The 21,338-nt window shown below is 68.1% G+C and carries 11 protein-coding genes; 6 read left to right on the forward strand and 5 right to left on the reverse strand.

Features of this window, described 5'->3' with window-relative positions; translation table 11 throughout:
• Window positions 1–14: 14 nt before the first annotated feature.
• Window positions 15–908: a LysR substrate-binding domain-containing protein gene (locus tag ACO2RV_RS17995; RefSeq protein WP_423295499.1), complete on the reverse strand. Its 894-nt coding sequence runs from the start codon at window positions 906–908 to the stop codon at window positions 15–17.
• A 156-nt stretch (window positions 909–1,064) separates the two neighbouring features.
• On the opposite strand from ACO2RV_RS17995, the gene ACO2RV_RS18000 reads away from it, so the two are divergent.
• Window positions 1,065–1,382, forward strand: coding sequence for a DMT family transporter (locus ACO2RV_RS18000; RefSeq protein ID WP_423295501.1), 318 nt, complete (start codon window positions 1,065–1,067; stop codon window positions 1,380–1,382).
• A gap of 24 nt (window positions 1,383–1,406) precedes the next feature.
• Here ACO2RV_RS18000 and ACO2RV_RS18005 read toward each other — a convergent pair whose 3' ends face one another.
• The 3 genes from ACO2RV_RS18005 to ACO2RV_RS18015 all read right to left on the reverse strand — a co-directional run bounded on the left by ACO2RV_RS18005 (window position 1,407) and on the right by ACO2RV_RS18015 (window position 5,098).
• Window positions 1,407–1,793 (reverse strand): hypothetical protein, encoded by a 387-nt coding sequence (locus ACO2RV_RS18005; protein ID WP_423295504.1) that lies wholly within the window; start codon window positions 1,791–1,793, stop codon window positions 1,407–1,409.
• Window positions 1,794–1,971: 178 nt separating this feature from the next.
• The gene (locus tag ACO2RV_RS18010; RefSeq protein WP_423295505.1) at window positions 1,972–3,969 is read right to left on the reverse strand and encodes an acyltransferase family protein; all 1,998 of its coding nucleotides are present in this window, start codon (window positions 3,967–3,969) and stop codon (window positions 1,972–1,974) included.
• Between the two features lie 253 nt (window positions 3,970–4,222).
• Window positions 4,223–5,098, reverse strand: a complete 876-nt coding sequence (locus tag ACO2RV_RS18015; RefSeq protein ID WP_423295506.1) for a LysR family transcriptional regulator — start codon at window positions 5,096–5,098, stop codon at window positions 4,223–4,225.
• 117 nt (window positions 5,099–5,215) lie between these two features.
• On the opposite strand from ACO2RV_RS18015, the gene ACO2RV_RS18020 reads away from it, so the two are divergent.
• Genes ACO2RV_RS18020 through ACO2RV_RS18035 form a run of 4 tightly spaced genes read left to right on the forward strand, consistent with a single transcriptional unit; the run spans window position 5,216 to window position 10,615 of the window.
• Complete coding sequence (locus ACO2RV_RS18020) at window positions 5,216–6,175, forward strand: extracellular solute-binding protein (protein ID WP_423295508.1); 960 nt, start codon at window positions 5,216–5,218, stop codon at window positions 6,173–6,175.
• The gene (locus tag ACO2RV_RS18025) at window positions 6,172–7,272 is read left to right on the forward strand and encodes an ABC transporter ATP-binding protein (RefSeq protein WP_423295510.1); all 1,101 of its coding nucleotides are present in this window, start codon (window positions 6,172–6,174) and stop codon (window positions 7,270–7,272) included. The genes ACO2RV_RS18020 and ACO2RV_RS18025 overlap by 4 nt, the downstream gene beginning before the upstream one ends.
• Window positions 7,269–9,380 (forward strand): ABC transporter permease, encoded by a 2,112-nt coding sequence (locus ACO2RV_RS18030; RefSeq protein WP_423295512.1) that lies wholly within the window; start codon window positions 7,269–7,271, stop codon window positions 9,378–9,380. The genes ACO2RV_RS18025 and ACO2RV_RS18030 overlap by 4 nt, the downstream gene beginning before the upstream one ends.
• The gene (locus ACO2RV_RS18035) at window positions 9,377–10,615 is read left to right on the forward strand and encodes an aminotransferase class III-fold pyridoxal phosphate-dependent enzyme (protein WP_423295514.1); all 1,239 of its coding nucleotides are present in this window, start codon (window positions 9,377–9,379) and stop codon (window positions 10,613–10,615) included. Before ACO2RV_RS18030 ends, ACO2RV_RS18035 begins: the two co-directional genes overlap by 4 nt.
• Before the next feature lie 51 nt (window positions 10,616–10,666).
• Here the strand turns inward: ACO2RV_RS18035 and ACO2RV_RS18040 are convergent, their stop codons facing one another.
• Window positions 10,667–19,735 carry an autotransporter-associated beta strand repeat-containing protein gene (locus ACO2RV_RS18040; RefSeq protein WP_423295516.1) on the reverse strand — a complete coding sequence of 3,023 codons (9,069 nt, stop codon included), beginning with the start codon at window positions 19,733–19,735 and terminating at the stop codon, window positions 10,667–10,669.
• Between the two features lie 589 nt (window positions 19,736–20,324).
• Here ACO2RV_RS18040 and ACO2RV_RS18045 point away from each other — a divergent pair.
• A complete protein-coding gene (locus tag ACO2RV_RS18045; RefSeq protein ID WP_423295518.1) occupies window positions 20,325–21,269 on the forward strand; it encodes an AraC family transcriptional regulator in 945 nt (314 codons plus the stop codon).
• The last annotated feature ends 69 nt before the right edge of the window (window positions 21,270–21,338 follow it).

The raw sequence follows: 21,338 nt of genomic DNA on the forward strand, positions 1-21,338 counted from the left end.
ACTACAAACAGAAACTAGTTCGAAATTCCGAATTCCTCCGTCACCCATTGCCGCAATACGGCGGCGGCCGGGCTCGCCGCGCGGCCGGCGGGCGCGAGAAAGCGGTAGCTCAACCCCTCCAGCGTCGGGCCGAAGGGCTGTAGCAGCATGCCGCCGGCCAGTTCCGGCGCGACCAGCGCGAGGCTGACCAGGGCGATTCCCTGCCCGGCGATCGCCGCCTGTATGGCGCTGCTTTCATCGTTGAGCGAGATGCCGGCCGAAGTGTCGAGCCAGCCCAATCCCGCCTCGGCGGCGAAGCGGCTCCAACTCGGCACGCTCGCCTGCGGGGCGAAGGGCAGCGTCTCGGTATGGATCAGCGCGGCATGGGCGAGATCCTCCGGCACATGGATGCCGAGGCGTGGCGCGCAGACCGGGGCGAAGCGGTCCGACATCAGCATCACCGCGTCGAAGCCGGGATAGGGGCCGGCGCCGTAGCGGATTGCCGCGTCCGCCTCGCCGGCCGCGAGGTCGACGGGATCGTCGGCGGCATGAAGGCGCAGATCCCAGCCGGGAAAGCGGGCGCGGAAACGCGCGGCACGCGGCACCAGGATACGCGCGGTGAAGGCGACGGTGGCCGACAGCGTCGCGACCTGACGGGAGGCGCGGCGCCGAAGCGACAGCACCGCCGCCTCCATGCCGTCGAATCCCTGGCGCACGGCGATGAACAGGGTGCGTCCCTCATCGGTCAGCACGACACGGCGGGTCTGCCGCAGGAACAGCGCCAGCCCGAGCTCGGCCTCCAGCTGCCGGACCTGATGGCTGATCGCCGTGGGGGTGACGGCCAGCTCGGCCGCCGCGCGCTTGAAGCTTTCAAGCCGGGCGGCAGCCTCGAAGGCACGCAGGGAACCGAGGGAGGGGAGGGAGCGCATGAGCGTTTATGGCTGAACCAAATTCATCCGTCGCATGAGAAATGCGCGTTTGCCGCGAGCGCAGTCGCCTGAATATAAACGCCCTCGGCTGGCCATCGCCAGTGAGTGAGTCAATCGACTTCATATGTCCGATGCGCGCATCGGCGGAGACATGAGATGCCTTGGGTGCTGCTCGCGGTCGCCTCGTTGTTCGAGGTGCTTTTCACCTTCTCGCTGAAATATGCGGAGGGCTTCACGCGGCTGGTACCCAGCCTGCTCACCGTGGCGACGGGCCTGGTCAGCCTGATCTTCCTGTCGCTGGCGATGCGGACGCTGCCGATGAGCATCGCCTATCCCGCCTGGGCGGCGGTCGGCATGCTCGGCACGGTGGTGCTCGGCGCGGCGCTGTTCAACGAGCCGCTCACCATCTTCAAGCTGCTTTCGGTCGGCGCCATCCTCGTCGGCATCGTCGGGCTCAAGCTGCAGGCGGCGTGAGGCGCCAAGCGACGGCCGCCCCGCTCAGCGCTTGCGGCCGTATTCACTGTCGAGCCAGTTGTCGGCGGCCTGCATGCGCTGGAACACATAGGCGGCGCCGCGGATATTGTTCACCGACGGGCCTTCCTCCCAGAACTCGCCGTGCTCGAAGCCCATCCACACGGTAAAGCGTGGCTTGGCGGCGCCGAAAATCGTTTTATGTCGCAGCGTCTTGGAGAGCACGAAGTCCATGTGCAGGCTGTCGGCCACGAGATAGAGCAACCCGTCGGCCGGCTCGAAGCGGGGGACGAGCTTCTGGGCAATGGCCGGCGTAGCGAGCCGGATTGCCGAGAGCTCGGCCTCGCTGAAGGGCAGGCGCGGCCGGTCGCGCAGTGTGTTGTGCAATTCGTGGGTCGACAGCCTGACCGCCATCCTGCCTCGCTCAGTGTTTCCAGTCCCAAGGACACCTTCTCTGCCGGAAGGTTGTCCGCCGCGCGCCGGATATGAGAAAACGTCGCGCCTTCAAGGGTTTGTTTAATCCGAACGCGCGGCGTCGCGCAACGGCGTTTGCGGATGATTTTCGCGGTTCGTCGCGCGGGGCAGGTACATCTCAGTCGGCGGCGGAATGCGCCTGCGACCGCGCCAGGTTCTCCAGCACCGGATCGAACAGCGGGGCGAGCATCTTCGCGCCGAAGCGGCTCACATGATCGTCGTCGAAATAGATCAGGTCGCGGCCTCTCGTCAGGCGGCACTGCCCGTCCGGGCACAGGAGCGGTTCGGGGTCGAGCACCGTCACCCCCTCGGCGGACAGGGCCGAGAGGAACTCCGTTGCGTGCGCCTCTTGCCGTTCATACTCGGCGGCGCTGATGCCGGCGGGGATGGGGCGTCCGAAATAGATCGCCCGCGCCACCGCCGCCGGTGGGGCGTACTCGAAATGCGGCACGGTCTTGAGGGCGACGAAATTCGCCCCCGGCAGCGCGCGGCGCGTCCGTTCGAAGCCTTCGCGGAGCGCCGCCACGGCGGTGAGAAGCCGCCCGTCCGGTCCGTGCGCCTGCGTGGCGTCGACGTCGGCATAGAGGCTCCAGCGCGAGACCAGCAGGACGGTCCTGATGCCGTCATCGGCAATGCGGCCGACGGCGAAATCCATGAACGCCTCGCAATGGGCGTTGACCTGGATCGAATAGAACACGCCGGCCAGCCCGGCGCAGCCCTCACGCAGCAGTACCAGCCCCTTGAGGCCGAAATGCCGGGCGCGCTCGCCAATGGCCGCCGCCATCGCCGCGGCATGTGAATCGCCAAGGATGGCAAAGTCATATCGATCCCGCCCGAGGTCGCCCACCGCGCAGGCAACCACGTCCCGCGTCAGGCTGGCGGGGCGTGGGCACTGCTCCCATAGCTGCGCGCGCGAGAGACGGTATTCCTCGGCGATCCGCGCCTCGACCGGCAGGCGCTGCGGCAACCCGTTCAGCAGCGAGAGCGCGCAGCCGGCAATGACCAGCGCCGCCGAGCCCGAGATCGCAACCTTCATCAGCTGCGGGCGGGTCGGCCACCAGCGCCGCCGCTGCACCGGCTGCTCGACAAATTTCCAGGTGAGAGCCGCCAGCAGCACGGTCGCCAGCGCCAGTGCCGCCTGGTCCGTTCCATCGAGCGGCCGGTCGATCACCATCAGGGTGAAGACGATCAGCGGCCAGTGCCAGAGATAGATCGGATAGGAGATGCGCCCGAGCGCCACCAGCGGCGGCGCCCCGACGCAGCGCTGCACCCATCCGTCGCCGGCCAGCCCGGCGAAGATCAGCAGGCCCGTCCCAAGCGAGGGAACGAGCGCCGCCGCTCCGGGAAACGGCGTGGCCGGCGTGAAGCGGAACACCGCCCAGCCGATGAGCCCGAGCCCAGCGATCGACAGCGCGGCGCGAAGGGCGCCGTTATTGGCGCGGGGCAGGGGAACGACCACGATCAGCGCCCCGATGAGGAGTTCGAAGGCGCGCGTGTGCAGCAGGAAATAGGTCCCGCGCCGGCCGCTCTCGGTCGCCTCGATGCTCACCCCCAGCGACAGCAGCGCCAATGCGGCCACGCCGACGGCGATGAAACGCGGCGCGTAGCGGTGGAGCGTCAGCAGGACCAGCGGGTAGAAGATGTAGAACTGTTCCTCGACCGCGAGCGACCAGGTGTGCAGTAGCGGCTTTGTCTGTGCGGCACTGTCGAAATAGCCGGTCTGCAGCGCGAAGACGATGTTGGAGAAGAACAGCACGCTGGCGGCGAGGGATTCGGCGAACTTCTTCAGCTCGTAGGGCATCATCAGGGCGATGCCGGCGATGGTGCTGAAGGTGAAGACGACGAACAGCGCCGGGAAAAGCCGCCGGCAGCGCCGTTCATAAAAGGCGAGGATGGAGAAGCGGTCGGCGTTGATGTCGGGCAGGATGATCGAGGTGATCAGGAAGCCGGAAATGACGAAGAACACGTCGACGCCGACGAACCCGCCGGAGAAGGCCGGCACGCCGAGATGGAACAGCAGCACGGGAAGAACCGCGAGAGCGCGAAGCCCATCAATATCCGCCCGATATCGCACGCACTGCCCCCGGCTTCTGGCGTCTGCGCCATTGCCCGACATTGCCGAACTTTGCAACCACGGACAGTCGCCATATCTTCGTACACAATCTTCCGGTCCTGGCTTTCGATCGCGCTCGATCGTGTCGTATCGCTTTGACAGAAAACGATTTTTCGTCTTTCCATAGAGCTGGTCATTGTGGCGTGCCGGGTGGGCTTTCGAGGGGCAGGCCCTTCTGGCGCCCGGTCGCCGATCCCAACGTCAAATCGCGCGACGGCGTTCTTCCCCGTCTGTGCAGAGAGGCACTTGCCTCGCACTAGGGAGCGGTGCCGAACATCGTCGTCGCCACGGCCGCGAAGGCTGCGACGGTGCCGAGGTGGCGGGTTTCGCGGCGGGTGACGAGATATTCGTCGGCCCGTGCGGGCGCGCCCGCGATCGCGACCGCATGCAGGCGCGGGTCGCAGCCGAGTTCGCGGTTGAGCACGATGCCGAGGCCGATCTTGGCTGCCACGGCCTCTTTCACCGCCTCGCGGCTGCCGAGCACCAGATGCGCGGAGACGGCGATGCCGTGCTTGGCCAGTGCCGCCTCGAAAAGATGCCGCGTCATCGAGCCGGCTTCACGCAGCACGAAGCGCTGATCCCTCAATTCCTCGAGTGCGACCTCTCTGCGTCCCCACCAGGGGTGGGTGTCATGGACCAGCACCATCACTTCCTGTGAGAGCAGGCGGTCACAGGCCAAATCCGGGTGCGGCGCTTCGAGTGTGGCGATGGCGGCATCCACGCGGTGCTGCGCCACCAGATCGAGCAGCACGCTGGAGTTCTCCAGCCGCACATCGAGCCGGACGCCGGGATGGAGCGCGGCGAAGCGCTCCAGGATCGGCATGGCCACATAGGGAGCGCATAGGCCAAGCGCGAGATAGCCGGTGCTCAGTGCACGACCCTCATCCATGCGGGCGCCGATGTCATCGAGCATCAGCATCACCTGCCGCACGCGGGGCAGCAGGTCGCGCGCATCGGCGGTGAGCTCGATGCCCGCCCCGGTGCGCAGGAACAGCCGCGCGCCGACCGACTCCTCCAGCGCCTTCACATGCTGGGTGATGGCCGGCTGGCTCACCCCCAGCGCCTGCGCCGCTTCCGAAAAGGTGCGGTGGGTGGCGATGGCCTGGAAGGCGCGGAGCTGGGCGAAGTTCATGGCGGCAGGTCTCGGCGAAAGGTTCTGCATCATAAGTGTGGCTTCATTCGTATGTCACACACTTTAACGACACTTATATCACGACATCGCTCCTCCACGCCGCCGGAGACCCCCCAAATGCTCATCGATTCACTGAAAGCCCTCGGGCTTGCCGCCGCCCTTGCGACGCTCGGGGTGACGCCCTCTCTCGCGAGGGAAGTCGTGCTCTACAACGCTTCCGACAGCGTCAACACCGCGCTGGTCGCCGCCTTCAAGAAGGCGCATCCGGAAATCGAGGTGAAGTTCGTGTCCGGCTCCACCGGTCCGATCACCGAGCGGGCGATTGCCGAGAAGGGCAAGCCGCAGGCGGATGTGGTCTATCTCGTCAACAATGTCGCGCTTGAGCAGCTCAAGCAGGCCGGCGTGTTCGAGCCCTACGCGCCCAAGGACTCGAAGATCGCCCCGGCCTTCCGCGACCCGGATGATTTCTACAACAAGTATTTCGCCACCACGATGTGCATGGTGGTGAACAAGGATCGGCTGGCGCAGAAGAAACTGCCCATGCCGACGACCTGGGAAGACCTGATCAAGCCCGTCTATGTCAAGGAAATTGCGCTACCCTCGCCGCTGAAGTCCGGCACGGGCGGGGCCATCCTGACCACCTTCGTCGACGCCTTCGGCTGGCCCTTCGTCGAGAACCTCAACGAGAACGTCTACCAATATTCCGACGGCGGCTCCGGCGGTGCGGCGCTGGCCGGCGCGGGGGAGGTCGCCATCGGCCTCACCTTCGACACCACCTGCTTCGAGACCAAATCCTCCGGCAAGCCGGTGGACATCGTCTATGGCCGCATCACCCCCAACGTGTCGGAAGGCGGCGGCCTCGTGGCTGGCGGGCCGAACCCGGCGGAAGGCAAGATCTTCCTCGATTTCATGGCCAGCGAGGAGGCGGCGCAGGTGCTCGGGAAGGTCGTCGGCGCCACCGCCGTTCCCGGCCACGGGCTGGTCGATCTGACCCAGATCACCCTGTGGCAGATGCGCCGCCCGGTCGATATCGCGGCCTTCCGCCGCGACTTCGCCAGCCGCATCCTGAAGCAGTGAACGACGCCTCCTTCACGCGCGCCCCGGCGCGGCCGGCTCCGCAGGTGGGCCGGCCGCATCTGGCCGTGCGCGCCGTGAGCAAGGCCTATAAGGGTCATCGCGCAGTGGACGCGGTCTCCTTCGATCTCGCCAGAGGCGAGTTCGTTACGCTGCTCGGGGATTCCGGCTGCGGCAAGACCACGCTGCTGCGCATGATCGCCGGCTTCGCCCGTCCCGATGCCGGGCAGGTGCTGCGCGAGGGCGAGGATGTGACCGACATGGCGCCGGCCCGCCGCCGCATGGGCTTCGTGTTCCAGTCCTATGCGTTGTTCCCCACCAAGACCGTGGCGCAGAATATCGGCTTCGCACTCGTCGGCCCGCGTACCGCCCGTGCGCGCCGCATCGAGGAGCTGGCGCAGCTTGTCGAGATCGATGCGCTGCTGGCGCGCTACCCGCACGAGCTTTCCGGCGGCCAGCAACAGCGGGTGGCGCTGGCACGGGCGCTGGCCTCGGATCCCGAGGTGCTGCTGCTCGACGAGCCTATGTCGGCGCTCGACGCCCGCATCCGGGTGAAGCTGCGTGGGGAACTGCGCGCGCTGGTCGACCGGCTGGGCATCACCACGCTCTACGTGACGCATGACCAAGAGGAGGCACTGGCGCTCTCCGACCGGGTGGCGGTGATGCGCCACGGGCGCATCGAGCAGATCGGCAGCCCGGCCGATGTCTATCATCGCCCGGCCACCCGCTTCGTCGCCGGGTTCATCGGCATCTCGAACCTGATCGAAGGCCGGGCGGTGGCCGGCGGCGTTGAGGCGGAGGGCGTGGTCTGGCCGCTGGCGCTGCCCGGCGGCATGATGCCCGGAGCGACCGTGACGGCGGTCTACCGGCCCGAACATGTCGGGCTCGCCAGCGAAGGCGGCGGCATTCCCGCGACGGTGGAAAGCGCCGCCTTCCTCGGTTCGCATGTGCGGCTGAACCTTCGGCTCGGCTCCGGTCGCCTTGTCATCGTCGACCGTCCCTCCTTCGAGGCCGGCGGGCAATGGCGGCGAGGCACGGTGGTGAAGCTCAAGCCCGACCCGCTGCGCGCCGCCCTCGTCGGCAATGAGCGCGTGGTATGACACTGTCGCTGCGCCATCTGCCGGGCCTGCTGCTCAGCGCCGCAGTGGCGCTGGTGCTGGCGCTGTTCATCGCCTACCCGATCGGTGCGGTGCTGGTGGAGAGCTTCGTGATTTCCGGCCCGATGCCGCCGGCCAAGCTGAAGGCGGCGACGAGCGCGGCGCTCGACGCGGTGCCGGCCGCCGAGCGGGAAACGCTGGTGCAGCGCTGGATGTCCGGCGCCACCGAGGCCGAGAAGGTGGAGGCCACCGCTGCCGCCTTCACGCTCGCCGGCGTTTCCGTGGGCTGGGACCGCAAGGCCGCCTATTCCGACCAGAGCGTGGCGATGGCGGCGGCGCTGCGCGAGCTGCCGGAAGCGAGCCGGGATGCCGTCGAGAATAATCTCGCCGTCGCCCACATCATGCTGCACAAGCGCACGGCGCTCGCCTTCAAGGTGAAGGATACGCTTGGCCCGCAGCGCTTCGACGCGCTGCGCAACGGCACTGATGTCCGCTGGGGCTTCGACCATTATTTCAGAGTGTTCGAGGAGCCCTATCTACGCGCGGCAGCACTCAACAGCCTTTCACTGGCGGCGCTCTCGGTGGCGTTCACCGTCACCCTCGCTTTCGCGCTCGCCTATGGCATCAATGCCGGCGCCATTCCGTGGCCCTCGCTCACCCGCGTTGTACTGCTGATGCCGCTGGTGGCGCCGCCGGTGCTGATCGCCACCGCCACCATCATGCTGTTCGGCCGGCGCGGACTGGTGACGCACACCCTGCTCGACAACGGGTTGGGCCTGATCGATGCCGACGAGACCAATCTCTACGGCCTGCTCGGCGTCGTGCTGGCGCAGACGCTCTCCTTCGTGCCGGCCGCGCTGATCGTGTTCGACAACAGCCTGCGCAAGCAGGATGGCCGCATCGACGAGGCCGCCGCCGGGCTCGGCGCCCAGCCGCTGCGCAGCTTCTTCCAGGTGACGCTGCCCATGGCGTGGCCGGGCATCAAGCGCGCCATTGTGCTGGTGTTCATCCTGAGCCTGACCGATTTCGGCAACCCGATGGTTCTCGGGCGCGACACACCGGTGCTGGCCGGCGTGGTCTATGACGAGATCACCGCCTATCGCAACACGCCGCTGGCGGCGGCGCTGTGCGTGTGGCTGATCCTGCCCTCGCTGCTGCTCTATCTCGCGCTGGAGGCGTTCGGCCGGCGCAAATCCTACACGGTGGCGGCGGGCCCGCGTTCCGAGCTGCCGGTGCCGGCCATGGCGCGCGCCGGGTTGACGCTGACGGCGGGCGTTGTCGCGGCGCTGGTCTTCGCGGTCTACGGCACCATGGCGCTCGGCGCGGTGACGCGGGTCTGGGGCATCGACTGGAGCCTGACACTTGGTTATTTCACCGGGGCCGGCGTCGATGTCGGCCTCGCCGGTTCCGGCTATGGCTCCTCCGAGCGCGGGCTGGACCTCGTCTGGGACAGCGTGCGCCTCTCCGGCATCGCCGGGCCGATCGGCGGGCTGTTCGCGGTCGTCATCGCCTATGTGGTGGAGCGCCTGCGCCCGCCCGGCGCCCATCTCATCATGTTCCTGGCGCTGGTGCCGGCGATCCTGCCCGGCATCATCTTCGGCATCGGCTACATCGTCGCCTTCAACGTGCCGTTCGGCTTCCCCGAGCTTTCCCTGACCGGAACCTCGGCGATCCTGGTCATCAACATCCTGTTCTCCAACCTGTTCGTCGGCGCGCTCGCCGCCCGCGCGGCGCTGCAGCGGCTCGACCGCTCGGTGGACGAGGCGGCGGAGAGCCTGGGCGCCGGCCTCGTCGCCCGCTTCTTCCGGGTGACGCTGCCCATGCTGCGGCCGGCGCTGCTGCTCGGCATGCTCTATGTCTTCATCGACGGGCTGACCACGCTGTCCTCGGTCATCTTCCTCGTCTCCGGCAATCACAAGCTTGCCTCGGTGGCGATCTTCAACCACGCCACCTCGGGCGATTATGGCTACGCCGCCGCCAAGAGCCTCGCCTTGCTTGGCTTCGCGCTCGTGGCCATGGGGCTGGTCTGGCTGGTGGAGAACCGCAAGCTCGACGTTCGCCGCGCCTCGTCCCGTGCCCGGCTGATCGACCCCGCATTGGTGAAGCCATGACCGATTCCCACGACCTGACCGCCCGCGACGCGGCGGCCTTCTTCCACCAGCACGGCTCCAGCCCCTGCATCGGCGCCCTGCGCGCGGCGCGGGGGATCTGGCTGGAGGATATGGCCGGCCGCCGATTGATCGATCTGCACGGCAACACCGTGCATCATCTCGGCCATGGCCACCCGGAGATCGTGGCGGCGCTGAAGCGGCAACTCGACGAACTGGCCTTCTCGCCGCGCCGCTTCACCAATGAGCCGGCCGTGGCGCTGGCGGAAGCGCTGCTGGCGCGCTGGCCGGGGCCACCGGCGCGGGTGCTGTTCGCCACCGGCGGCTCCGACGCCATCGAGATCGCCCTCAAGCTGGCGCGGGTCGCCACCTGCCGGCAGGAGACGGTTTCGCTAGAGGGCTCGTATCACGGCCATGGCTTCGGTGCTTTCGGCCTGTCGCAGGCCGCGCCCGATCCGCGCCTCGGTGGCTTCCTCCCCGGGCGCCATCACGTCACGCCCTATTGGGCGGGCGAGGGCGGGCCGGCACGGATGCTGGAAGAGATCGCCGGGCTTCTCGCCACCGGCCGTATCGCGGCAGTGATCGCCGAACCGATGCGCTCCAACTGCCATGTGCCCCCCATGGATCTGTGGCCGCAGGTGCGAGCGCTGTGCGACGCCCATGGGACGAAACTGATCTTCGACGAAATCCCCTCCGGCCTCGGCAAGACCGGGCGCTTCTTCGCCTTCGAGCATTTTGGCGCGACGCCGGACATGGTGGTGCTCGGCAAGGCGCTGGGCGGCGGCATGGTGCCGATCGCGGCGGTGATCGGCGATGCCGGGCTCAATGTCGCGCCGGAGCTGGAGCTCGGGCATTACACCCATGAGAAAAACCCGCTCACCACCCGGGCGGCGCTGACGATGCTGGAGATCCTCGCGCGCGACGATCTCGTCTCTCGGGCCCGTGAGGCCGGCGGCCGGCTCGCTTCCGGCGTGGCCGACATCGCGACGCGCGTGCCGAGCGTGACCGGGGTGCGCGGAATGGGCCTGCTGCTGGCCGTCGAATTCGACGCGGCCCGCTGTGGGCAGGCGCCGGGCGCGACCTTCGCCGAGCATCTGGTCGCGACCTGCTTGGCGCAGGGCCTCTCCACCACCGCCAAGGGCGGCTCCGCCATCGGCCTGTCCCTGCCCTTGACCGTAACCGACGTGGAGATTTCCGACGTGCTGGATCGGATCGAGACGGTCGGCAGACGGGTGTAGAGGTGGCATCCCTGGACGGTCGGGAGATGCCCGCGCCGGTCGAACGGAATTTCAGAATCGGATCTGTAGCTGCCCGGTCACCGCGTTCTGCTGAGCGCCGGAGGCGAGCTGCCCGTCATACCGGACACTCAGGCGGGCAATCGCGTTCAGGTCGTAGGAAAGCCCCGCGCCGACGATGAAGGTGTCGGTGGCGATCGGGGTGCCCTCGATGGCGAAGGGCGCGGAGCCGGTGGCGAAGGTCATGACGGCTTCCGGCATGGTGTCGCCAAAGGCGTGCTGCCAGCCCAGGGTGAAGCTGGTGGTGAGTGCCAGGCCGTTTACCGTGATCGCCTTGCCGCCGCGCAGGCCGAGCGTCGAGTAGAGCGTATCCATGGTCCCGCCATCCGCGGCGAGGGCCGAGCTGGAGCCGGTTTCCACCGCCAGCCCGCCGTCGAAATGCAGATAGGCGAGGCCGACGAAGGGTTCGAGGTCGATATCGCCGACGGGCATGTCGTAGCCGAGTTCGCCGAAGAGTTGCGTCGAACCGGCCATGGAGTCGCTGCTGTTGCTGCCGGCATAGCCGGCAAAGGCGACCGTGCGCGAGATCGACACGTCGTGCCAGGCGTAACCGGCTCCGAGCCGCAGGGCGATGGCACCGTATTGCGCCGCGCCGTAGAGGCCGAGGTCGTAATTGTCCATGGAGCCGGACGATCCGCGATCCGCGACGTCGAGCCAGGAGCGGCTGTAGCCGCCATAGGCGCCGAAGCGCCAATCCTCGCCGAAGGCCGCGTCGAAGCCGCCAATGACGCCGCCGATGGAATCCGATACGGCGGCGGCATTGCCGTTCGAGCCGATATCGCCCCAGGCGCCGAAACCCTGCATCCACATGACGGCGGCGATGTCGGAGCCGAAGCCGGCGACCTGCGGCCCGTCGGCGGCATAGGCGAGCGGTGTGCCGCCGGCCTCCCCGAACACCTGCCGCAGCCGCGAGCTGACGGCGTCGCGGGTGAGCACGGATTGCTGCTGGATGACCGCCGCCGTCGTGGCGTAGATCTCGCCCGAAAGAGCGTCGAACGCCGCGAAGGCTTCGGATGTCAGCTGCGAGGCCACCGCGTCATAGACCTCGTTGCCGGCCCCGAGCGTCTCGGTGCCGATCGCGGTGGAAATCTGGTTCGGCGTATGGGCCTCGCGCCAGAAAGGAGTGTCGTTGCGAACGAGATTCAGGACGACGTTATTGCCGTCATAGCTCGGCAGCGCGTCGAGGAAGGCGAAGTTGGTGGTCACGGAGTCGAAGACGCCATGCACACCATCCATGCCGGTGATGACGGTGAAGCTGCTATAGCTGGCATAGGAACCGCGCTCGGCCTTCACCTCGATCGCGCTGCCATAGCTTATGCTGACGGAGCCGTCGGCGAGGATGAGATCGCTGCCGCGGCCGGGGGAGAGGTCCACCCGGTAGACCGAGCCGGCGCCGAAATACGCATTGCCGCTGACCTGAAGCGTTCCCGGCGAATAGCCGGGCGCGACGATGCCGCCGCTCAGCACGTCGAGCGAGCCGATGGATCCTGCGCCGCTGAGCACGCTGCCCTGACCGACGCTGAAGCTCGCATCGGTGACGACCCCGCGCGCCAGAACGACATGGGTGTCGGTCATGTGGATGATGCCGGTGTAGCTGGTGCCGGTGAAGTCGACCGTGCCGCCGCCCTGCAGCATCACCTCGCCCATGCCGGTGAGGGCGGCCGGGAAGATGTAGCGCCCGGACAGGTCGTAGATGAGCGTGCCTTCATTGACGATGGAGCCATAAACCCAGCCGGACGTGCCGCCATTGCCGATCTGAAGCGTGCCGCCGTCGATGGTCGTTCCGCCCATATGCGCCGCCGTGCCGGTCAGGATCAGGGAGCCCGCGCCCTCGACGGTCAGGCTGCCGGAGCCGGCGATCGTGCCGGCGAAGGTGCCGGTGGAGGACTGCGCGAAGACGAGGGCGCCGTTGTTCAGCACGTCGCCCTGAACGCTGGCGCTGGTGCCGACGACCGTGCCGGCATTGATGGCAAGGCCGGCATAGCCGTTCGTGCCGGTGAGGGTGAGGAGACCCGCACCGCTTTTCGTGAGCATGCCGGGCCCGTCGACGGTGCCGGACAGGGTGAGGAACAGGCCGGTGGGCACCTCGAACACGCCGCCCGCCGCGCCGAGCGTGACCTCGCGCGCGGCGGCGAAGCTGTGGAGCACGTTCAGCGTGGCCCCGTTCAGCGACAGCACGCCGCTGGACTGGCCAAGGCTGGCATCCGAAGCCGCCGCCAGCGTTGAACCCGTCACGAAGGTGCCGCCGCTATAGGAACTCACCCCGGTCAGCGCCAGCGTGCCGCCGCCGCCGAGCACAAGCGCACCATCGCCGCTGATCGGACCGGAAAGCGTCAGCGCGATGCCGCTCGCGAGATCGAAAGAGCCGCTGCCCTGAAGCGAAACGGCACGCGCGCTGGCGAAAGAGGCGGTCGGAGTGAAAGTACCGCCGGCGAGCGTGACGCTGCCGGTCGCGGCGCCGAGATTGCCGTCGGAAGCGACCTGCAGGGTGGAGCCGGCGCCGATCACCGTGCCGCCGGCATAGGTGTTGGCACCGGCAAGGGTGAGCGTGCCGGTGCCCATCTGCACCACGCCGCCGCTGCCGGAGATGATACCATTGAAGCTCACCGCGTCGGAGCGGTTGAAGGCGAGGGTGCCATTGTCGGTCACATTGCCGAGGATGGAACCGGAACTGCCGCCGTCGCCCAGCATCAGCGTGCCGGCGGTGACGCGGGTGCCGCCGGTGAAGCTGCTCGCCCCGGTCAGCACCAGCGTCCCGCTGCCGGCCTGTATCAGCGAGCCGGAACCGGAGATGGCGCCGGCAAACCGGATGTCGTCGGAGCGGTCGAAGCGGAGCGTGCCGGCCGTCGACACGTCTCCCGTTATGGAGCCAGACGTGCCGCCGGCGCCGACCTGCAGCGTGCCGCCCTCGATGACGGTGCCGCCGCCATAGCTATTGTCCCCGCCGAGCACCAGCGTGCCGTTGCCGGATTTCCTGAGGCCGCCATCCCCGCTGACACCGCCGGACAGGGTGAAGATTGCCGCGTCGGCCACACCGATCGTGCCGCCGCCGGAGAGCGCCACCGTGCGCGTGCTGGCGAAGCTCTGGTCGACGAAGAGCGTGCCGTCGAGCAGCGTCACCGCGCCCGCCGCCGCGCCGAGGGCGGCGTCCGCCGCGACGCGTATGGCGCTGCCCGAGCCAATGACGGTGCCGCCGGCATAGCTGTTGGTGCCGGTCAGCGTCAGTTCTCCGCCGCCGAGCTGCACGACGCGCCCGCTGCCCGAGATGGCGTGAGCGAAGGTGACGGAATCGGCGCGGGCGAACACCAGCGTGCCATTGTCGACCACGGGACCGGAGACCATGCCCGATGTGCCGCCATTGCCGATCTGCACCGTACCCTGGTCGATCCGCAGACCGCCGAGCGTATGAATGTCTCCCAGCACCACCAGCGTGCCGGTTCCCGCCTGGACCACGGTCCCGCTGCCGGAAACGTTGTTGCTGACGGCGAAGCTGTCGTGCCGGTTGAAGGCGAGCGTGGCGTCGTTGACGATCGGGCCGCCGACCGAGCCCGTCGTGCCGCCATTTCCCAGCTGGAGCACGCCGGAACGGATCGTCGTCACGCCGCCATAGCTGTTGTCGGCTGCGAGGATCAGCGTGCCGTCGCCGGATTTCGTCAGGCCGCCATCACCGCTCACCGGCGTGGTGAGCTCCAGCGTCGTGCCGGTGGCAACGCCGATGGTGCCGCCGCCCGCGAGCATGATCGCGCGCGGGGTGCTGAAGCTCGCCATGGTGGACAGGGTGCCCGCCTCGATCAGCACCGCGCCCGACACCTGCCCGAGATTGGCCTCGGCGCCGACCTGAATCGTGCCGTGCGAGATCAGGGTGCCGCCGGAATAGCTGTTGGCGCCGGACAGGATCAAGGTGCCGGTGCCGATCTGCGCGACCGCCCCCGAGCCGCTGATGCGCCCGGCGAAGGCGAGCGTGTCGGAGCGATAGAACGACAGGGTGCCCTGGTTCACGACATCGCCGACGATGCTGCCGGATGTGCCGCCATTGCCGATGACGAGCCCGCCTTCGGCGATGAGGGTACCGCCGGAATAGTTGTTCGTCCCGGCAAGGACGAGGGCTCCCGCCCCCAGCTTCACCAGCCCGCCCGTGCCGGAGATGGTGCCCGAGAACACCGAACTGCTGGCGTCGTAACCCACCCGCAATGTGTGACCTTGCAGATTTACCGCGCCGCTGCCGGACAGCGAGCCGATGCCTTCATTCGCATCGAGCCGCAGGTTGCCGGCGGCCTCGATCCGCACGGCGGACGCATCGGGAATGGCCGCGCCGCTCTGGGTCTCCAGCGTGCCCTCGGCGATCACCGTCATGCCGCTATAGGTGTTGGCGCCGCTCAGGACGAGCGTGCCGAGGCCCTCCTTGCGGAGCGTTCCGGTGCCGGAGACGATGCCGGAAAGGCCGAGCGTTTCGCCCGATGCCGGCTTGAGGCTGCCGAAGCCATCGAGCACCACGGCGCTGCCGAGGGTAAAGGAGCCGGTGGTTTCAAGGCCGCCGCCGGAAAGCGTCAACACGTTGCCGGCATCGCCCAGGGCGGCGGCGTTCGCGACGCTGAGAAAGCCGCCCGAGACTTTCGTTCCCCCGACATAGCTGTTGATGCCGCTGAGGACGAGCGTGCCGGTGCCGATCTTCTCGAGCCCGCCCGTGCCGCCGATCGGCGCGCTGATCGTCGCGGTGACGTCGTGCCCTTCCACCCACAGCACGCCGCCGCCGCTGACGTGCAGGCGCGAATCCGGGTCGCCGGCGTCGGCTTCCAGATGGAAGCCGTCGGTGACGAACTCCAATTTCTGGAATGTCTGTTCGCCGCTGACGGTGATCGTGCCGGCGGTTCCCGTGAAGATGCCGACCTGCCCGCCCCAGGGGATCGTGCTGCCGGTGGAGGCGAGATACCAGTTATCTCCGGTCGACGACCAGGTTCCCGATCCGCCGAAGCTCGTCCCGTTATCTGTGGTCCAGAGCTGGATCGGGCTGGAATCGCGCAGCAGCAGGTTCACCTGTCCCGGATTGCCGCTGTCGATGGAGCCGATATAGGAGGCCGAATCGACGAGGCCGGAGAGATCCACCGTCGCGAAGCTGCCGCTGCTGGTGCCGGTATAGGTGAAGACGCGGTAGAGGCCGGCGCCGTGTATCGCCTCTCCCGACACACTGAGTGTGCCGCCGAGAGCGAGATTGCCCTGCGCTTCGGCCACACCGGTGTTGCCGGCGTCGCCCAGCGTCAGTGCCACATCGGCGGCGCCGGCGATGGAGAGGGCGCCGGTGGCCAGGGCGCTGTGCGTGGGGTTCGGCTGATCGGTGACGCCGCCCGCCAGCGTTCCGCCGGCGAGAACGGACACCGTGCCGGAAATGGCGCCGAAGCCCTCCAGCGTGCCGCCATTCTCGATGCTGACGGAGCCGGTCGCCAGCGAGGCGCCATAAAGCGCGAGCGTGCCGCCGCTCACCGCCGTGGCGCCTGTATAGGTGCTCGCCCCCGACAGCGCGAGTGTGCCGGCTCCGGCCTTTGCCAGGCTGCCGCTGCCGCCGATCGCCCCGGCCAGCGTCAGAGTGTTGCCAACCCCGACGTCGAAAGTGCCGCCCGCCGCGCCCAGCGTGATGCTGCGCTCGGAGGAGAAACTCGCGGTTGCGGCGAGCGTTCCGCCATTCAGCGTCACTCCGCCTATTGCCGCACCGAGATTGGCATCGGAGCCGACGGCCAGCGTGCCGGCCGAGACGAGCGTGCCGCCGGAATAGCGGTTGGTTCCGGTCAGGGCGAGCACACCGCTGCCCGACTTGGTCAACTGGGCCGGTGCGGTCTCGGAGATGGTGCCGCTCAGCGTCAGCGTGGCGCCCGCCGCAACGTCCACGCCGCCCGGTCCCCGGAGCAGCACGGCGCGTGCGCTGGTGAAGGAGGCGGTGGCGGCGAGGGTGCCGTTGGCGAGGGTGACCGCTCCTGCCGGTGTGCCGAGATTGCCGTCGCTGCCGACCGCGAGGGTCGAGCCATTGGCGACCAACGTGCCGCCGGCATAGGTGTTGGCGCCGGATAGCGTGACCATACCGCCGCCCGTGAGCGCAACCCCTCCCGTGCCCGAGACGAGACCGGCAAAGCTCTGCGTCTGGCTGGAGTTGAAGGCGAGCGTGCCATTGTTAACCACGGGCCCCACAAGCGAGCCGGCGGTCGTGCCGCTGCCCAGATTGAGCGTGCCGGAGGCGATGGTGGTGCCGCCGGTGTAGGAATTGGCCGCCGTCAGGGTGACCGGAGCGTTGAAGGCGTTGACCGTGACGCTGCCGGTGCCGGAGATGGCGCCGGCGAGCACCAGTTCCTGTGCGGGAGTCAGCACGAGGGCGCCATTGTCGATGATCGCGCCCTGGAAACTCGTCGCCGTGGTGCCGTCGCCGATCTGCGCCACGCCGCCAGAGATCGTCAGGCTGGCGAGATCGTAGCTTCCGGTGAAGATCGCCGTGCCGCCGCCTTGCTTGACCAGGCTGCCGCCGCTGGCCGAGCCGGAGAAGTTCGTGCTCGCGCCGTTGCCGCCCAGCGTTAGCGTGTTGCCGCCGAGGGTGAGCGTTCCGGTGCCGGCGAGGGAGCCGACGACCTCGCTTGCCATCAGCACCAGTTGCGCGCCGCCGCTCATGGTGACGGCACTGGAATCGGCGATGGCGGCGCCGCCGGCGAGCGCCAGCGTTCCGCCGATGATGCTGGTCTGCCCGGTATAGGTATTGGTGCCGGCGAGCGTCAGGGCGCCCGAGCCGGCCTTCACCAGGCTGCCGCCGGCGCCGTTAATCCCGCCCGAGAAGGTAGAGGGGCCGCCGTCCATGTCGACGGTGAGCTGCGCGCTGCCGAGTTGGAGGCTGCCGTCGCCGGTAAGGCCGGCAATGGCCTGGCTTGAATTCAGCTGGAGTTCCGACGAGGCGCCGCCGGAAAAGCCGACGACCGTGCTCGAACCAAGCACCGTCCCGGCATTGAGGACGACGGTTCCACCTGTGATGGTCAGTGCGCCGAAGTCGGCATCGACATCCGACAAGGTGAAGACGCCGAGCCCGGTTTTGGTGAGGCCGCCCGTCCCGGAGAAACTGCCGGCGAAGGTGGTGGAGGTGTTGTCGGCGCCGACCGTCAGCGCGTTGGCGCCGAGCGCGACGGCGCCGGTGCCGGCGAGGCTTCCGGCGGCAACGGAGGCTTGCAGAGTGAGCGTTCCGCCGGCCTGTAGGGTGATGGCCGCGTTGCCTCCCAGAGCCGTGGCGGAGCCGGCGATCAGCGTACCCGCCGCGATGGTGACGGGGCCGGTGAAGCTGTTGTTGCCCTCAAGCACGAGCGAGCCCGGACCGGCCAGGGTGAAGCCGCCGCTGCTGCCGAGATCGCCAACATTTCCGGCGAGAGTTCCGGAGGAGCCGGACGCGACCGTGACCGTCACCGCTCCCGTGAGCCCAACCGGACTGCCGATGCTGATGCCCGTACTGGCAAAATCGAGCGTCGTGCCGTTGCTCAAGGCCAGCAGGCCCGATCCGAGCGGGCTGGGGGAGGCGAGGGAGAGCGTTCCCTGCGCGACGGTCGTCGTCCCGCCGAAGCTGTTGTTTCCGGCAAGGACGAGCGTCCCTCCGCCGGTCACGATCAGGTTTCCGGGGTTCACGATGCTGCCCGAGAGGGTGAGCACGGTCCCGCTGGCGACGTTGAACGTGGCGCCTGGGCCGGTTCCCCCGTTCAGTCCGATTGTCTGATCGAGCATCAGGCTCGCCGTGGTCTGCAGTTCGCCCGAGTTGAGAACGGTGAGTTGGCTGCCTGCACCTCCGAGCGATCCAGCCTGCGCGATGGACAGGGTGCCGGGCCCTATGCCCCAGCTCAGCGCGTCGTAGGATTCATTGACCAGCGTCCAGGAGCCGTTGTCGGTGACGACGTAATAGGCGAAGCCGCTGAACTCGGAACCGATCTGGCTGACGTCGAAGGTGGCGCCTGTGTAGCCGCCGAGCGCGAGCGCGTTTCCCCAGCCCGAGGCGACGACGCCGCCATTCGTGGTCGAGGTCGGTGCGAGGACGAGGCTGTTGCCGTTACCGGTGATGGAGATGGCGGCCGACTGGTTGGAGGGGTTGGCACCCTGCAGTCCGCCCGTCGCTCCGCCGGCGAGGGTGAGGACGTTGTTGTCGCCGGAGATCAGGATGCCGTAGCCGCCGACCCCGCCCGTTCCCGGTCCCGACAGGGAGGTGCCGCCATCGCCGCCGGTCATCACAGCCCCCGCAGCGATGAGTACACTGGCCTCGCTTCCCGCGAGTTCGAGGCCGTTGCCGCCAAGGCCACCGACCGTCGGCAGGAGGCCGTTGCCGCCCATGCCGCCGTCGCCGCCGCTGACGTTCGCCTGAATGTTCACCTGCCCGGCCACGCCCAACAGATAGACGCCGGTTCCGCCGGTTCCGCCATTGCCGGCGCCGCCCCGAAGAATTTCCGGAAAATCGCCGCCATTCCAGGTGAACGACGCGCCGCTGCCGCCATTGCCGCCATCGCCGCCCCTTATGACGAATTGAACGACGATCGGCGTTGGATTCGACTGTGCCTCGATGACGGCGCCATAGCCGCCGGCGCCGGCACCGCCGCCGCCACCGGCGACCGCTTCAAGATCGGTGTTGAACTCGCCGCCCTCGCCGCCGTCACCGCCGAAGCCGCCGACGGCGGCAAAGCCTGGCGCCCCCGTACCGAAATAGGCGTGCGCGCCGCCGCCGCCACCGCCACCAGCGCCGCCGAGATGGCCATCTCCGCCGTCCTGACCGGGAAGACCGACGAAGAAGCCGCCGGCACCACCGTCACCATTATAGGTGAACCACTGCGGCGAGTTACCGGCGGTGCCGGAGCCCCCTGTCGTTCCCGCGCCGCCGCCGCCACCGCCGCCGCCGGGGGGCACGACGACATAGGGCGTTCCATTGCCGCCGGGGCCGATCGGGTTCGTGACGCCGTCAAAGGATTGGCCGAAGCCCGGCGAGGCGGCGAAAATCGCCGCGGAGGCGAGCAGGGCAGCCCGGAACGAGGCGAGCGAACGCGAAGAACGCAAGAGCCGGCTAGGCATGGAGGCTCATGCCCCGCCTCAGGCCTCGTGCGTTCCTGCGCAGTGCCGCGCGTGCAGAAATCAGGGGAGTTTCTGCGACCTCCGCCGCTCCGGCAACGCTGATGGCCCCGTCGTCAAGCATCCGCGCCCCCGCAGGTGTTTCCGCGATCATACATGCTCGGAAACGCCGCGAAATAGCATTAATTTACCGCTGGATGGGCGGATCTCCGGCGCCGCGCTGGCGCGGATCCGGCCGGTCCAATGCTTCCGGGATAGGGCTTCTCGATCTTCGCGGAGGAGGGCGCCAGGTGTTTAGTCCCGGCATGCTGATCGGGGAACGCTCGGCTATGAGGGGCGCAGAATCGTGTCGTTGCCTCTGCTCGGGACTGCAAGGCCGCCCGGCTGCGCGAGCAGCATTGCCAGTCGTGAAGGACACGCTGGATTACAGGCTGCCGACTCAACTACATGCCCACGCTATTCCGTTTGGCGTCCAAAGAATGTTTCAATTCAATAACATATGCTGCTAGTAAATGTTGGTGTGCGAACATCAGCTGTGCTCCCGGCAGGCGCGCTCCCGCGGATTCCAGATGAGGCTTGATGACGCGTGGCCATGGACGCTGACAGCGGCATTCGTGCCGTCTTCGAGGATGAACGGCCGCTCGCCAGCCAGCGACTGGACCTCCCCGGAGCAGGGGCCGATTCGCTGACGCCGCCGCCGCCGCTGGTGGAAAACGGCTTCCTGTTGTCCACGCTTGACTGGATCGAGAGCGATACCTCCGCTCCCCGCACCGTGGAGGCGGCCGCCGCGCGGGTGGGCATGAGCCCGTTCCATTTTCATCGCCGGTTCGCCGAACTCATGGGCGAGACCTTCGGCGCCTATGTCCGGCGCACCCGGCTCGCCCATGCCGCGGCGCTGATCTGCCGGTCGTCCACCTCCATCATCGAAGCCTCCCTGAGGAGCGGCTACGGTAGCCAGGCCGCCTTCACGCGCGCTTTCACGCGACAGTTCGCCATGGCGCCAAACCGTCTGCGGGCCATGGCGCAGGCGCGGGCGCCGCAACCGCGACGGCTGCATGTCGACCTTGTCGAGCCGGCAACACCGGTACGACAGGTCGCCATGCCGCTGATCGGCATGCGCTTCCATGGCCCATTGGCACAGGTGCCTGCCCATTGGCACAGCTTCGCCAGCGCCTTGCAGGCAGCCGGCCTGCCGCTGGAGCAGATGACCGCCGTGGGCATCCTCTATGACGATCCCGGCTTCACCGCTCCCGACCGGATCCGCTACGACTGCACGGTGGTGGACACATATTCCACCTTTCCCAATCTCCGGGCCCCGCTGCGGCGCCTGTCCCTGCGCGAGTCCGCTTTCATCCGGCTCGATGTGGACGGGCCTTACCAGCTTATTCCGGAAGCGGTCTTCGGGCTGTGTGCGGTGTGGCTGCCCCGCAACCGCAGGGCGCTCGGCGAGGCCCCGGCTTATGAGATGTACCGTGCCCCGCCCTGGCTCGCGCGGGGCTGCTTCAGCGTCAGCCTGCTGGTGCCGTGCACGCCTTGAATGCACTGTTGTCACTGTGCATCAACCGCTGATCATCGCAGGCCAATAGCAAGGACGGTCAAACGCGCG

Origin of the sequence: Ancylobacter sp. VNQ12, assembly GCF_049445835.1 — a bacterium.
Classification (GTDB): domain Bacteria; phylum Pseudomonadota; class Alphaproteobacteria; order Rhizobiales; family Xanthobacteraceae; genus Ancylobacter.

What these genes read in the sequence shown, in the direction of transcription:
- ACO2RV_RS18035 (WP_423295514.1), top strand. Translation starts at nt 9,377, where the DNA reads ATGACCGATTCCCACGACCTGACCGCCCGCGACGCGGCGGCCTTCTTC.
- ACO2RV_RS18030 (WP_423295512.1), top strand. Translation starts at nt 7,269, where the DNA reads ATGACACTGTCGCTGCGCCATCTGCCGGGCCTGCTGCTCAGCGCCGCA.
- ACO2RV_RS17995 (WP_423295499.1), bottom strand. Translation starts at nt 908, where the DNA reads ATGCGCTCCCTCCCCTCCCTCGGTTCCCTGCGTGCCTTCGAGGCTGCC.
- ACO2RV_RS18020 (WP_423295508.1), top strand. Translation starts at nt 5,216, where the DNA reads ATGCTCATCGATTCACTGAAAGCCCTCGGGCTTGCCGCCGCCCTTGCG.
- ACO2RV_RS18015 (WP_423295506.1), bottom strand. Translation starts at nt 5,098, where the DNA reads ATGAACTTCGCCCAGCTCCGCGCCTTCCAGGCCATCGCCACCCACCGC.
- ACO2RV_RS18000 (WP_423295501.1), top strand. Translation starts at nt 1,065, where the DNA reads ATGCCTTGGGTGCTGCTCGCGGTCGCCTCGTTGTTCGAGGTGCTTTTC.
- ACO2RV_RS18010 (WP_423295505.1), bottom strand. Translation starts at nt 3,969, where the DNA reads ATGTCGGGCAATGGCGCAGACGCCAGAAGCCGGGGGCAGTGCGTGCGA.
- ACO2RV_RS18045 (WP_423295518.1), top strand. Translation starts at nt 20,325, where the DNA reads ATGGACGCTGACAGCGGCATTCGTGCCGTCTTCGAGGATGAACGGCCG.
- ACO2RV_RS18005 (WP_423295504.1), bottom strand. Translation starts at nt 1,793, where the DNA reads ATGGCGGTCAGGCTGTCGACCCACGAATTGCACAACACACTGCGCGAC.
- ACO2RV_RS18040 (WP_423295516.1), bottom strand. Translation starts at nt 19,735, where the DNA reads ATGCCTAGCCGGCTCTTGCGTTCTTCGCGTTCGCTCGCCTCGTTCCGG.